The sequence below is a fragment of the Limimaricola sp. genome (assembly GCF_016125575.1).
GTDB lineage: Bacteria > Pseudomonadota > Alphaproteobacteria > Rhodobacterales > Rhodobacteraceae > WGLM01.
This window is the reverse complement of sequence record NZ_WGLM01000004.1, coordinates 305,554-317,485: the sequence shown is the minus strand read 5'-3', so window position 1 is coordinate 317,485 and position 11,932 is coordinate 305,554. Positions and strand designations below refer to the sequence as shown.

At 63.6% G+C, this 11,932-nt stretch carries 15 protein-coding genes; 8 read left to right on the top strand and 7 right to left on the bottom strand.

The features are described 5' to 3' along the window. Positions 1 to 18: 18 nt before the first annotated feature. From trxA to hslU, 3 genes are all read left to right on the top strand, one after another. Entirely contained in the window at positions 19 to 339 is a 321-nt protein-coding gene (gene trxA, locus GC146_RS08480) for a thioredoxin (protein WP_291837046.1), read from the top strand. A gap of 115 nt (positions 340 to 454) precedes the next feature. Beyond that, on the top strand, positions 455 to 1,012 hold the full coding sequence (gene hslV / locus GC146_RS08475; protein ID WP_291837044.1) for an ATP-dependent protease subunit HslV: 558 nt from the start codon (positions 455 to 457) through the stop codon (positions 1,010 to 1,012). Continuing rightward, a complete protein-coding gene (gene hslU / locus GC146_RS08470; RefSeq protein ID WP_291837042.1) occupies positions 1,009 to 2,316 on the top strand; it encodes an ATP-dependent protease ATPase subunit HslU in 1,308 nt (435 codons plus the stop codon). The genes hslV and hslU overlap by 4 nt, the downstream gene beginning before the upstream one ends. Here the strand turns inward: hslU and GC146_RS08465 are convergent. Genes GC146_RS08465 through GC146_RS08455 form a run of 3 tightly spaced genes read right to left on the bottom strand, consistent with a single transcriptional unit; the run spans position 2,304 to position 4,510 of the window. After that, positions 2,304 to 2,882: a Smr/MutS family protein gene (locus GC146_RS08465; RefSeq protein ID WP_291837040.1), complete on the bottom strand. Its 579-nt coding sequence runs from the start codon at positions 2,880 to 2,882 to the stop codon at positions 2,304 to 2,306. The genes hslU and GC146_RS08465 overlap by 13 nt on opposite strands. Continuing rightward, complete coding sequence (locus tag GC146_RS08460) at positions 2,882 to 3,814, bottom strand: MltA domain-containing protein (RefSeq protein WP_291837038.1); 933 nt, start codon at positions 3,812 to 3,814, stop codon at positions 2,882 to 2,884. The genes GC146_RS08465 and GC146_RS08460 overlap by 1 nt, the downstream gene beginning before the upstream one ends. A 33-nt stretch (positions 3,815 to 3,847) precedes the next feature. After that, positions 3,848 to 4,510: a Tim44/TimA family putative adaptor protein gene (locus GC146_RS08455; protein ID WP_291837037.1), complete on the bottom strand. Its 663-nt coding sequence runs from the start codon at positions 4,508 to 4,510 to the stop codon at positions 3,848 to 3,850. A 122-nt stretch (positions 4,511 to 4,632) separates the two neighbouring features. On the opposite strand from GC146_RS08455, the gene GC146_RS08450 reads away from it, so the two are divergent. Further along, positions 4,633 to 5,127 (top strand): FxsA family protein, encoded by a 495-nt coding sequence (locus GC146_RS08450; RefSeq protein WP_291837035.1) that lies wholly within the window; start codon positions 4,633 to 4,635, stop codon positions 5,125 to 5,127. Between the two features lie 58 nt (positions 5,128 to 5,185). Then, positions 5,186 to 5,671 carry a protein-export chaperone SecB gene (gene secB, locus GC146_RS08445; RefSeq protein ID WP_291837033.1) on the top strand — a complete coding sequence of 162 codons (486 nt, stop codon included), beginning with the start codon at positions 5,186 to 5,188 and terminating at the stop codon, positions 5,669 to 5,671. Here secB and dnaQ read toward each other — a convergent pair. Genes dnaQ through GC146_RS08425 form a run of 4 tightly spaced genes read right to left on the bottom strand, consistent with a single transcriptional unit; the run spans position 5,668 to position 8,372 of the window. Next, a complete protein-coding gene (gene dnaQ / locus GC146_RS08440) occupies positions 5,668 to 6,360 on the bottom strand; it encodes a DNA polymerase III subunit epsilon (protein WP_291837031.1) in 693 nt (230 codons plus the stop codon). The genes secB and dnaQ overlap by 4 nt on opposite strands. Next, positions 6,353 to 6,946: a dephospho-CoA kinase gene (gene coaE, locus GC146_RS08435; protein ID WP_291837029.1), complete on the bottom strand. Its 594-nt coding sequence runs from the start codon at positions 6,944 to 6,946 to the stop codon at positions 6,353 to 6,355. The genes dnaQ and coaE overlap by 8 nt, the downstream gene beginning before the upstream one ends. After that, the gene (locus tag GC146_RS08430; RefSeq protein WP_291837027.1) at positions 6,943 to 7,776 is read right to left on the bottom strand and encodes a shikimate dehydrogenase; all 834 of its coding nucleotides are present in this window, start codon (positions 7,774 to 7,776) and stop codon (positions 6,943 to 6,945) included. Before GC146_RS08430 ends, coaE begins: the two co-directional genes overlap by 4 nt. Continuing rightward, the gene (locus GC146_RS08425; protein ID WP_291837025.1) at positions 7,773 to 8,372 is read right to left on the bottom strand and encodes a nucleoside triphosphate pyrophosphatase; all 600 of its coding nucleotides are present in this window, start codon (positions 8,370 to 8,372) and stop codon (positions 7,773 to 7,775) included. Before GC146_RS08425 ends, GC146_RS08430 begins: the two co-directional genes overlap by 4 nt. Before the next feature lie 402 nt (positions 8,373 to 8,774). On the opposite strand from GC146_RS08425, the gene hemJ reads away from it, so the two are divergent. The 3 genes from hemJ to mnmE all read left to right on the top strand — a co-directional run bounded on the left by hemJ (position 8,775) and on the right by mnmE (position 11,929). Then, positions 8,775 to 9,236 (top strand): protoporphyrinogen oxidase HemJ, encoded by a 462-nt coding sequence (gene hemJ, locus GC146_RS08420; protein WP_291837023.1) that lies wholly within the window; start codon positions 8,775 to 8,777, stop codon positions 9,234 to 9,236. 112 nt (positions 9,237 to 9,348) lie between these two features. Beyond that, positions 9,349 to 10,623, top strand: coding sequence for a transcription termination factor Rho (gene rho, locus GC146_RS08415; RefSeq protein ID WP_291837021.1), 1,275 nt, complete (start codon positions 9,349 to 9,351; stop codon positions 10,621 to 10,623). 28 nt (positions 10,624 to 10,651) lie between these two features. Then, a complete protein-coding gene (mnmE, locus tag GC146_RS08410) occupies positions 10,652 to 11,929 on the top strand; it encodes a tRNA uridine-5-carboxymethylaminomethyl(34) synthesis GTPase MnmE (RefSeq protein ID WP_291837020.1) in 1,278 nt (425 codons plus the stop codon). Positions 11,930 to 11,932: the final 3 nt, after the last annotated feature.

Genomic DNA, 11,932 nt, shown 5'->3' with positions numbered 1-11,932 from the left:
CCGCCAAGGAGAGACCTGATGGCAACCGTAGCAGTCACCGATGCCACCTTCGACGCCGAGGTGCGGCAGTCCGACATTCCCGTCCTCGTCGATTTCTGGGCGGAGTGGTGCGGACCCTGCAAGATGATCGGACCGGCGCTGGAAGAGCTGTCGGACGAGCTGAAAGGCCGTATCAAGATCGTCAAGGTCAACGTTGACGAAAACCCGAATTCGCCGGCCCAGATGGGCGTGCGCGGCATTCCCGCGCTGTTCGTCTTCAAGAACGGCAAGGTCGTGTCGAACAAGGCCGGCGCAGCCCCCAAGGCCGCGCTGCAAAGCTGGATCGAAGGCGCGATCTGAGCTTTCGGAAAGACCAAGCGAAAGGGCGTCTTCGGGCGCCCTTTTTGCTGCGCGGGTTGCGGGCTGGCCAGCCCGCCGCCATATAGGCGGGACGCAACGACAAGGACATGCGCAGATGGCGAAAGACAACTTTCCCGGCTGGCACGGCACCACCATCATCGGCGTGCGAAAGGGCGGACGCGTGGTGATCGCGGGCGATGGACAGGTCAGTCTGGGCCAGACGGTGATCAAGGGGACGGCGCGCAAGGTGCGCCGCCTGTCGCCCGGCGGCATGGACGTGATCGCCGGCTTTGCAGGCTCCACCGCCGACGCCTTCACCCTGCTGGAGCGGCTGGAGAAAAAGCTCGAGGCGACGCCGGGACAGCTGGCGCGCGCCAGCGTCGAGCTGGCCAAGGATTGGCGCACCGACAAGTACCTGCAAAAGCTCGAAGCGATGCTGATCGTCTCGGACGGCAAGGATCTGCTGGTCATAACCGGCGCGGGCGACGTGCTGGAACCCGAACATGACGTGACCGCGATCGGATCGGGCGGGAATTACGCGCTGGCCGCCGCGCGGGCGCTGATGGAGAGCGACCTTGATGCCGAGGCAATCGCACGCCGCGCCATGGCGATCGCCGCCGATATCTGCGTCTACACCAATACCAACCTGACCGTGGAAAGCCTGCCGTCATGACCGACCTGACCCCGCGCGAGATCGTCTCGGAACTCGACCGCTACATCATCGGCCAGGCCGATGCGAAACGGGCCGTCGCGGTGGCCCTGCGCAACCGCTGGCGGCGCAAGCAACTGCCGAAGGAATTGCAGGACGAGGTTTACCCCAAGAACATCCTGATGATCGGGCCGACCGGCGTCGGCAAGACCGAGATCAGCCGTCGTCTGGCCCGGCTGGCGCGGGCGCCGTTCCTGAAGGTCGAGGCCACGAAATTCACCGAGGTCGGCTATGTCGGCCGCGACGTGGAGCAGATCGTGCGCGATCTGGTCGACGTGGCCATAGTCCAGACGCGCGAACACATGCGTGAAGACGTGCGCGCCAAGGCCCAGACCGCCGCGGAAGAGCGCGTGATCGACGCCGTGGCCGGTTCGGATTCACGCGCGCAAACGCGCGAAATGTTCCGCCGCAAGCTGAAAGCGGGCGAGCTGGACGACACGGTCATCGAGATCGAGGTCGCCGATACCGCGCCGCCAATGGGCGGGCTTGAAATTCCGGGCCAGCCGGGCGGCATGGCCGGAATGATGAATCTGGGCGAGATCTTCGGCAAGGCGTTCGGCCAACGCACGACGCGCAAGAAGATGACCGTGGCCGACAGCTACGACATTCTTGTGACCGAAGAAGCCGACAAGATGCTGGACGACGAAACCGTCAAGCGTGCCGCGATCGAGGCGGTCGAGCAGAACGGGATCGTCTTTCTGGACGAGATCGACAAGGTTTGCGCGCGCGCCGAAACACGTGGCGCCGATGTCAGCCGCGAGGGCGTGCAGCGCGACCTGCTGCCGCTGATCGAGGGCACGACGGTCAGCACCAAGCATGGCCCGGTCCGCACCGACCATGTGCTGTTCATCGCCTCCGGCGCGTTTCACATCGCCAAGCCGTCCGACCTGCTGCCGGAATTGCAGGGCCGTCTGCCGATCCGGGTGGAACTGCGCGCCCTGACCGAGGCCGATTTCGTGCGCATCCTGACGGAAACGGACAATGCGCTGACGCTGCAATACACCGCGCTGATGAACACGGAGGGCGTGACGGTGACCTTCGCCCCCGATGGCATTGCCGCACTCGCCCGGATCGCGGCGGAGGTGAACCAGGCGGTCGAGAACATCGGCGCGCGGCGGCTTTACACCGTGATGGAACGGGTTTTCGAGGAATTGTCTTTCGCCGCGCCCGACCGGGGCGGGCAAAGCGTGACGGTCGATGCGGCCTTCGTCGAGGACAACCTTGGCGAGCTGTCCCGGTCGACCGACCTCAGCCGCTACGTCTTGTGACGGCGCAGATAGACGTAATAGGCCCCGGCCCCGCCGTGTTTCAGATGCGCCTGCGAGACCTGCAGGATCACCGGCGACAGCGGCGGCATCGACAGCCAGTGCGGCACTTGGCGGCGCAAGACGCCGTGGCGTGACGGCATTGGCCCCTCGTCATCGCGCTGCTTGCCCTTGCCGGTGATGACCAGAACCAGCCGCCGCCCGGTCGCATGGGCCGTCAGGATAAAGCTGATCAGTTCCGGGTGCGCCTCGGCAAGGGTCATGCCGTGCAGGTCGATCCGCGCTTCGGGTGCCAAACGGCCCCTGCTGAGCTTGCCGAATGCCTTGGCATCCATCGCCAATCGGGGTGGTGACGGCTGTGACGGGCGCGTTTCTGACGCCTGTGCGCGCTCACCCAGCCGGAAGGAGCGGATTGGCTCGGGCGGGGGTGAGACGCTGGGCGGTGGGTCCGGCGAAAATGGCGGCTTGTCATCCGCTTTATCGGACCGCGGGCCGAGCGGTGTGGCCTGTCGCGCGACGTGTTCCCAGAGGGCGCGTTCTTCGGCGCTCAGGCGGCGGGAGCGGCGCATCAGGCCGGGCCCCCTGCCTGCGGCACAAGAACGATCATCCGGCCGGTCTGGCGAAGCCCGCCCGCAACCGCACCTGCCTTGGCGCCGGTGCCACAGAAGATGTCAGCCCGCTGCGCGCCCTTGATCGCGCCGCCGATATCCTGTGCAACCATCAGGCGACCGCGCGGCGCATAGCCCGGCACCTCGATCCAGACCGGCGCGCCCAAGGGCACATGGGCGGGATCAACGGCAACGGAGCGGTCCGGCGTCAGCGGCACGCCCAGCGCGCCGAGCGGCCCGTCCTCTTCACCCAAGCCGTCAAGTTGCCGGAAGAAGACGTAGCTGGCATTAGCCTCCATCGCGTCGCGCGCCGCGTCCGGATGGCGCCGCGCCCAGTCGGCGATCGTATCCGCCGTTACTTGCCCTGGGGCAAGAGCGCCACGCGCAACCAGTTCGGCACCGAGCGAACGGTAGGAGTGCCCGGTCTTGCCGGCAAAGCCCACCCGGAAAGTTGACCCATCCGGCAGCCGAAGCCGGCCCGAGCCCTGCACGTGCAGAAAGAAGGCGGCAACCGGATCGTCCAGCCAGCAAAGTTCCAACCCCTTTCCGGCAAGTGCGCCCAGCCGATCAATCTGCGCGCGCGTGGGGCCGGGCGGATTTTCGGCGATATCCGCCGGCAGTCGATAAAGCGGCCAGCGGAAACGATCGTCCGGGGTCAGGGCAGCATCAAGGATGGGTTCGAAATAGCCGGTGAATAGCGGCGTGCCGCCAACGTTGGACAGCATGGGGGTAAAGTGGCTTTCGAACCACGCGCGTGCATGTCCCTGCGGGCGTGGCAGGTCTTGCAGGGTGGCGCTGCTGCGCGAAAACACGGCAAGGGCCGCGGCGTGGTCCTCGTCAGGCCAGCCCGGCAGATCAGCAAAGCGAAGCGGGGTTGCAGCGCTGTCGGACAAGGGACGTTCCCCGCGAATGACACGTGTGGGGGGTCACTCCCCGGTAGCGACAAGTTTCCAGTTCGGATCGTTGGTGCCCATCGTGCGGGCAAAGGTCCAGACATCCTTTTGCCGACGGATGTCATTTGCGTTGCCCTCGACGACGCGGCCGTCGGCGTCCTTGACGACGTAGGTCATTTCGCCAGTGAACCGCACGCTGATCTCGCCCTCGTTGGTCGCGCGGTCAAACTCGGCCGACTGGACGCCGATATCGCTGATGCCTACGAACGTGGCGGTGATCGTCAGGCCCTTCTGGGCGCGGTCGGCGATGACCGCTTCAAACGCCTGATCCACATCATCGGAGATGAACGCGCGGACCGGCGAAAGATCACCCTTCTGAAAGGCCATCAGGATCATCTCGTAGGCGCCGCGCGCGCCTTGAAGAAACTCGCCCAGGCTGAAGGACGGGTCGATCCGCTTCATCGCGGTCAAGGCCTTGGCGGCGTCGCCATCGGCGGGGACATGATCTGTGATGTCACGATCGGGGCCGCCCTCGATCACCTCAAGACCGGGGCGACGGCGCGGCGCACTTTCGGCGGGCAGCGACACGGGCGGTTTTTCGAAACCTTCCCTTGTCCCAAGAACACTGCGCAGGCGCAGGATGAGAAACACCGCGATCCCGGCCAGAACCAGCAGCTGCAGGATGGGCGAATTCATCTTGTCCTCTCAGAGTTGGTTCAATTATGGCGATCCGGTGATGCCGCACTTATGTATGGGAACGGGTGGGTCAAGTCCACCGTGGCCGATCCGCGCCGAAAGCCGTCGAAAGGACATGCCCCATGTGGCTTTTCACCATTTTCCTTGCGATTCCGCTGATCGAAATCGCCCTTTTCATCGTTGTGGGTGGCGCGATCGGACTTTGGCCGACGCTGGCCATCGTACTGGGTACGGCGGTGCTGGGATCGTTTCTGGTGCGGCAACAGGGCGCACGTGCGCTCGCGGAATTGCAAGGCAGCCTGCGCAGTCTCAACGACCCGGCTGCGCCGCTGGCCGAGGGGGCGATGATCCTGCTGGCCGGGGCGCTACTGCTGACGCCGGGGTTTTTCACCGATACGCTGGGATTCTGCCTGCTGGTGCCGGGATTGCGGAAAGCGCTGTTCAGTTGGCTGCGTCAAAATGTGAAGGTCAGCACCTTCACGTCTCAGGGGTTCGAAGCCAGATCATCAAATGGGCCGGGCCGGGCCGCCGATGACAACGTCATCGAGGGTGATTACGAAGAGGTGACGGCCCCGCGGCGACCCGGCCAGCCACCGTCGGGGTGGACCAGGCATTGAGCAGTCGGGCGGCGCCTGCTAGGAACCGCGCCAGATCATACAGCCGGAGCCAGCGATCATGACCGAGACAACCCCCCCGACGCCCGAGCAGAAGCAGATCACGAACCGCGCGATGGCCCAGTACATCCGCGACCTCTCGTTTGAAAACATCCTCGCGCAGAAGGGCGTGACCGGCGAGGTTCAGCCGGAAGTGACCGTGCAGGTGGCCACCGATGCGCGCAAGCGCGGGGCCGACAACCAGTTCGAGGTGATCACCAAGCTGAACGTGACTTCGAAGAACAAGGGATCGGGTGATCCGCTGTTCATTCTCGAGCTGGACTATGCCGGGGTCTTCATCGTCGAGGGCGTGCCCGATGAACAGATGCTGCCCTTCCTTCTGATCGAATGCGCGCGCGTGTCGTTCCCGTTCATCCGGCGGATCGTCAGCGACGTGACGCGCGATGGCGGCTTCCCGCCGCTGAACCTTGAAACGATCGACTATGTCTCGATCTACCGCGCCAAGGTCTCGCAGGTGATGGAAGAGCAGAAAGCGAAAGCCAACTAGTCAGCCTTCGACCAGAGCGGGGCGTCGCCCAGTTTTGACAGGAAGGCGTCGTGCGCGGCGGCCTCTTCGGGGGTCAGCCGCGACCGCAGGGGACGTGGCCGGGGACGCGGACGCCATGCTTCGGAGGGCGTGTCGCCGGGCTGCGCGGCCTCGGACGGGGCAAGGCCAAAATCGGGCTGACGGCCGCCGATCAGTTCAAGATAGACCTCGGCCAGGATCTGGCTGTCGAGAAGCGCGCCGTGCAGCGTGCGCGACGAATTGTCGATGCCGAAGCGCCGGCAAAGCGCATCAAGCGAGCCCGGCGAGCCCGGAAATTTGCGCCGGGCAATGGCCAATGTGTCGATCGCCCGGGACGCAGGCAGCGGCGAATGACCGATCCAGCGCAGTTCGGCATTGATGAACTTCATGTCGAAGGCGGCATTGTGGATCACCAGTGGCGCATCGCCGATGAATTCCAGAAATTCGCCCGCAACGGCCGAAAAGAGCGGCTTGTCGCGCAGAAAATCGTCGCCCAGCCCGTGCACTTCGAAAGCGGCCTGCGGCATGGCGCGCTGCGGATTGATGTATTGGTGATAAGTCCGGCCGGTGGGCACGTGACCCACAAGCTCGACAGCGCCAATCTCGACGATGCGGTCGCCTTCGTCAGGCTCGAACCCGGTGGTTTCGGTATCGAGTACGATTTCACGCATGTTTCAAATCCGCCCTGATCCGGTCCAGAAGAGTCTGGACCGCCGCGGCGGCACTGTCGAGGGTGGTGGTTTCAATGATGTGATCGGCGCGGGCGCGCTTTTGCGCATCGGGCATCTGGCGAGCCAGCAGCATCTCGAATTGGTCCTCGGTCATACCGGGGCGGGCAAGGACGCGGGCGCGCTGCACCTCGGCGGGGGCAGTGACGACAAGAACGGAATCGAGCCATTTGTCGGCGCCGGTCTCAAACAGAAGCGGGATGTCGAAGACGACGATCTTGGCCGTGGTGGAAGCGAGGAATGCGGCGCGATCCTTGGAAACGAGGGGGTGAACGATGGCTTCGATCCGCGACAGGGCGGAAGGATCTGCGGCCACGATCCGTTTCAGCCGGTCACGCGAGACGGCACCCTGTTCGATGGCTTGGGGGAAGGTCGCGCCCAGCGGACCCACCGCGGCGCCGCCGGGCGCGTAAAGCCGGGCAACGGCGGCATCGGCATCCCAGACGGGCACGCCATGATCGCGCAACATCTGCGCGGTCGTCGTTTTGCCCATCCCGATCGAACCGGTCAAGCCGAGCTTGTAAGTCATGCAAGGGCCGCGGCGCGCAGTTCAGGCGTTACCTCGGGACGGATACCAAACCAGCGTTCAAATGCCGGTACGGCCTGATGTAGCAACATACCCAGACCATCAACGGTGACGCATCCCGCCGCCTCGGCCTCCGCCAGGAAGTGGGTGCGCAGGGGATTGTAGACGAGATCGGTCACAACGGTGCCGGGGCGCAGGCCATCGAGCGGCACGCGGAACTCGGCCCCGCCCACCATGCCGAGAGAGGTGGTGTTCACCACGGTCGTGGCTTCTTCGAGCATATTGCCGGCCTGCACCCAGTCGACCACCCGCAGGCGGGTGCCGAATTCGGCGCGCAGCGCGTCGGCCTTTGGGCGGGTGCGGTTGGCCAAAAGGATCTCGGGCACCCCGGATTCAAGAAGCGAGGCGATAACAGCCCGCGCGGCACCGCCAGCCCCCAGCACGGCCGCCGGGCCTGCCGCCGGATCCCAGTCGGGTGCCTCCTGCCGCAGGTTGGCGATGAAGCCGTAGCCATCGGTGTTGTCGGCGTGGATCTTGCCGTCTTTTCGGAAGATCAGGGTGTTGGCCGCGCCGATCAGCGTCGCCCGGTCGGTCACAAGATCGGCGAGATTGAGCACGGCAATCTTGTGAGGAATGGTGATGTTGACCCCGACAAACCCCATCTTTGGCAAGGCGTGAATCACCTGTGCCAGATCATCGGGCTCGACATGCAGGGGGATGTATTCGCCTGCGAGCCCATAGACCTTGAGCCAGTGCCGGTGCAGCTTCGGCGAGCGCGAATGCCCGATCGGCGAGCCGATGACACCGGCGATGGGAATGATGGTTTCGCTCATGCAGGCAATGAACCGCGCAGGCGCAGATATGACAAGAGGTCGACAAGCGGGAGACCGAGAATCGAGAAATAGTCTCCGTCGATGTGGGCAAAGAGCCGCACGCCAAGCGCTTCGACCTGATAACAGCCAACGCAAGGCGCAACCTCGGGCCAGGCGCGGTCAAGGTAAGCATCGATTTCCGCGGCTATAAGGGCGTGCATGGTCAAACGGGCGACGCCCACCTTCCGCCAAACCGGGCGACCATTCTCGACAAGAACCGCGGCCGACAAGAGTTGATGCGTGCGGCCCTGCAGGCGCATCAACTGCGCGTGGGCTTCGTCACGGTCGGCGGCCTTTCCAAAAACCTCGGTCCCTATTGCGAGGATCTGGTCGCATCCAAGGACGAGGGAACCGGGCGCGCGACCAGCAGCGCGAAGTGCCTTCATCTCGGCCAATGCATCGGCGATGTCGCGTGGCGTCGCGCGTTCCTGGGTAAGGGCGGCGCGCATCGCCTCTTCATCAACGGCGACGGGGCGGACATCGAACGCGACGCCGGCATCGCGCAGAAGCCGGGCCCGGATCGTGGAGCCGGAAGCGAGGATGAGCGGATCGGGCATGTGGACAAACCAGTGGTCAGGTGACGGGGCAGTTTAGGGAGAGAACGGTGAACAACAGTGACATCGCGAACCGGGGTGCAAGAAGGAGCCGGGACCGGTGCATCGCGGGGGCGGCTATCCCCAAGGGAAAAGGACAAATCAAGGGTGTGGATCGCGCGGGCACTCTGCGCCTGTCAAGTGGGCATAGTGCGTAGGGCCTCTGAAATTCTTTGCCTAGCTGTCTGATTTCATTCATAAAAATTGCCGGTTTGAATGTCACCGATTCGTTCCCGCTGGTCTCAGGCTGGGGAAAACCCTGTGGGGGACTCTCTGGGTTGAGGTTATCCACGACACAACAAAATCATCATTTCCTTTATCTTCTTAATTGTATTGAAAGGGGCAAGGAAGCAGGGAAGGGAACCCATGTCTCTGGTCAGCATTTATCTTTGGATCAAGGCGGCGCATGTGATCTCGGTCATCGCGTGGATGGCGGGATTGTTCTACCTGCCACGGCTTTATGTCTATCACGTGGAAGGTTTGCAGAAGGCGGGCGTGACGCGGGGAAGCGACATGGACCTGCTGTTCCAGCACCAGGAGCGGCTGCTGCTGAAAGCGATCATGAACCCTGCAATGATAGCGGCCTGGATTTTTGGCCTGATCCTAGTTCTGACACCGGGCGTGGTGGACTGGACATCGGCCTGGCCCTGGGCCAAGGCGGCGTCTGTCCTTGGCATGACGTGGTTCCACATGTGGCTTGGCGCGCGACGCAAGGAGTTTGTCGCCGGGACAAACACACGGACCGGCCGAAAGTACCGGATGATGAACGAGGTTCCGACGTTGCTGCTGATCGTGATCGTCGTTTCGGTGATCGTGAAGCCGTTCTAGGCTTCAGTTGACTTGGACACGTCTTGCCCTTAGGTGACGGTCGTCTTCCGTCCGGAACGACATTCTCCAGCTATGACAGGATTGCGCGCCCAGCGGGGCCGTTTGGAACATCATGACAGAACACCGTTTGAACCTTGCCGACCTGAAGGCCAAGAGCCCGAAGGACCTGCTTGCCATGGCCGAGGAGCTGGAGATCGAGAACGCCTCGACCATGCGGAAGGGCGACATGATGTTCGCCATCCTCAAGGAGCGGGCTGACGAGGAATGGGTCAGCGGCGGCGATGGTGTGCTGGAAGTGCTGCAGGATGGTTTTGGCTTCCTGCGTTCGCCCGAGGCCAACTACCTGCCCGGTCCGGATGATATTTATGTCAGCCCCGAGATGATCCGCCAATTCTCGTTGCGCACGGGCGATACGGTGGAAGGTGTCATTCAGGAGCCCAACGAGAACGAACGCTATTTCGCGCTGATGAGCGTGGAGCGGATCAATTTCGAGGATCCGGACCGCGCCCGGCACAAGGTGGCCTTCGACAACCTGACGCCGCTTTACCCCGATGAACGTCTGAAGATGGAGATCGAGGACGATCCGACGATCAAGGACCGGTCAGCCCGGATCATCGATCTGGTCGCGCCGATCGGCAAGGGCCAGCGCGGATTGATCGTGGCGCCGCCGCGCACCGGTAAAACGGTGCTGCTGCAGAACATCGCGCATTCGATCGCGACCAATCACCCTGAATGTTACCTGATCGTGCTGCTGATCGACGAGCGGCCGGAGGAGGTGACGGACATGCAACGCTCGGTCAAGGGCGAGGTTGTGTCCTCGACCTTTGACGAGCCGGCCTCGCGCCACGTGGCGGTGGCGGAGATGGTGATCGAGAAGGCGAAGCGGCTGGTCGAGCACAAGCGTGACGTGGTGATCCTGCTGGATTCGATCACGCGCCTGGGCCGTGCCTTCAACACCGTCGTTCCGTCCTCGGGCAAGGTGCTGACCGGCGGTGTGGATGCCAACGCGTTGCAGCGGCCGAAACGGTTCTTTGGTGCGGCGCGGAACATCGAGGAAGGCGGTAGCCTGACGATCATCGCCACGGCGCTGATCGATACCGGCAGCCGGATGGACGAGGTGATCTTCGAAGAATTCAAGGGCACTGGTAACAGCGAGATCGTGCTGGACCGCAAGGTTGCCGACAAGCGCGTGTTCCCGGCGATGGACATTCTGAAGTCCGGTACCCGGAAGGAAGACCTGCTGGTCGACAAGGTGGACCTGCAGAAAACCTTTGTGCTGCGGCGGATCCTGAACCCGATGGGGACGACGGACGCGATCGAGTTCCTGATTTCGAAGCTGAAGCAGACAAAGACGAATTCCGATTTCTTCGATTCAATGAACACCTGACGGCCTGCGTGGCCGTGGAGGCCGGGGCATGGATACGATCTTTGCAGTTGCGACGGCACCGGGCCGGGCCGGGCTTGCTGTAATCCGGATTTCCGGACCGCGTGCGTTGACCGGGCTGCAGGAAATGATGCGCGGCGTTCCGGCCGCGCGTGGGCTGCGGCGGCTACACGGCGCTTCGGGAGAGGTCCTGGACGAGGCGCTTGTTCTGCGGTTCGACAGGGGGCACAGTTTTACCGGCGAAGATGTGGTGGAGTTGCACCTGCACGGCAGCAGTGCCGTGGTTGCCGCAATCTTGAAGGAACTGGGGCGCATCGAGGGATTCCGCCAAGCAGAGGCGGGCGAGTTTACCCGTCGCGCCATGGAAAACGGGCGGCTGGACCTGGCGCAGGTAGAGGGGCTGGCGGCCCTGGTTGATGCAGAGACCGAAGCGCAGCGTCGGATGGCGTTGCGGGTTTTCTCCGGTGCCTTGGGTGCACGCGCCGAAGACTGGCGCAAGCGGTTGATCCGAGCCGCGGCGCTGATCGAGGCGACGATCGATTTTGCGGATGAAGATGTTCCGGTCGACGTGGCGCCGGAGGTGACGGAGCTGATTGTCGGACTGATGGACGAAATTCAGGCTGAAGCAACCGGTGTGGCGGTTGCAGAAAGGCTGCGCAGCGGGTTCGAGGTGGCGATCGTAGGGCCACCAAATGTTGGAAAATCGTCTCTTCTCAATAGGTTAGCAGGTAGGGATGCAGCAATTACCTCGGAATTCGCGGGCACGACGCGGGATGTCATCGAGGTGCGGCTAGACCTTGATGGCCTGCCGGTTACGATGCTGGACACGGCCGGAATGCGGGAAGCGGAGGATGTGGTCGAGGGGATCGGGATTGCCCGTGGCCGGGCGCGTGCCGAAGCGGCAGACCTGCGGATCTTCCTGACCCCTCCGGGCGACGGGCCGGCCTTTGCACCGCAGGAGGAGGACATTGTGCTGCGGGCCAAGGCCGATCTTCATCTGGGCGAGGGCCCCGGCGTGTCGGGTTTGACGGGTGAAGGTGTTGACGCGCTGGTCGCACAGGTGTCAGCCACGTTGCGCGGAAGGGTTGCCGTGATGGGTGTGGCGATGCGGGAGCGGCATCGCGACGCGCTGGAGCGGGCGATTGTTCGACTTCGCGCGGCGTTGGAGCTTGTCCGGCGGCCGGATGCTGCTGATCTGGCTGCTGAAGAGATTCGTGGCGCAATCAGGGCTGTTGACTCGTTGATTGGGCGCGTAGATGTGGAGCAGGTTCTGGATGAGATTTTTGCCAGCTTCTGCATCGGCAAGTGAGGA

Bases quoted from the DNA above. Each gene is read 5' to 3' on its own strand.
- trxA (WP_291837046.1), top strand. From the start codon at position 19: ATGGCAACCGTAGCAGTCACCGATGCCACCTTCGACGCCGAGGTGCGG.
- hslV (WP_291837044.1), top strand. From the start codon at position 455: ATGGCGAAAGACAACTTTCCCGGCTGGCACGGCACCACCATCATCGGC.
- hslU (WP_291837042.1), top strand. From the start codon at position 1,009: ATGACCGACCTGACCCCGCGCGAGATCGTCTCGGAACTCGACCGCTAC.
- GC146_RS08465 (WP_291837040.1), bottom strand. From the start codon at position 2,882: ATGCGCCGCTCCCGCCGCCTGAGCGCCGAAGAACGCGCCCTCTGGGAA.
- GC146_RS08455 (WP_291837037.1), bottom strand. From the start codon at position 4,510: ATGAATTCGCCCATCCTGCAGCTGCTGGTTCTGGCCGGGATCGCGGTG.
- GC146_RS08450 (WP_291837035.1), top strand. From the start codon at position 4,633: ATGTGGCTTTTCACCATTTTCCTTGCGATTCCGCTGATCGAAATCGCC.
- secB (WP_291837033.1), top strand. From the start codon at position 5,186: ATGACCGAGACAACCCCCCCGACGCCCGAGCAGAAGCAGATCACGAAC.
- dnaQ (WP_291837031.1), bottom strand. From the start codon at position 6,360: ATGCGTGAAATCGTACTCGATACCGAAACCACCGGGTTCGAGCCTGAC.
- coaE (WP_291837029.1), bottom strand. From the start codon at position 6,946: ATGACTTACAAGCTCGGCTTGACCGGTTCGATCGGGATGGGCAAAACG.
- GC146_RS08430 (WP_291837027.1), bottom strand. From the start codon at position 7,776: ATGAGCGAAACCATCATTCCCATCGCCGGTGTCATCGGCTCGCCGATC.
- GC146_RS08425 (WP_291837025.1), bottom strand. From the start codon at position 8,372: ATGCCCGATCCGCTCATCCTCGCTTCCGGCTCCACGATCCGGGCCCGG.
- hemJ (WP_291837023.1), top strand. From the start codon at position 8,775: ATGTCTCTGGTCAGCATTTATCTTTGGATCAAGGCGGCGCATGTGATC.
- rho (WP_291837021.1), top strand. From the start codon at position 9,349: ATGACAGAACACCGTTTGAACCTTGCCGACCTGAAGGCCAAGAGCCCG.
- mnmE (WP_291837020.1), top strand. From the start codon at position 10,652: ATGGATACGATCTTTGCAGTTGCGACGGCACCGGGCCGGGCCGGGCTT.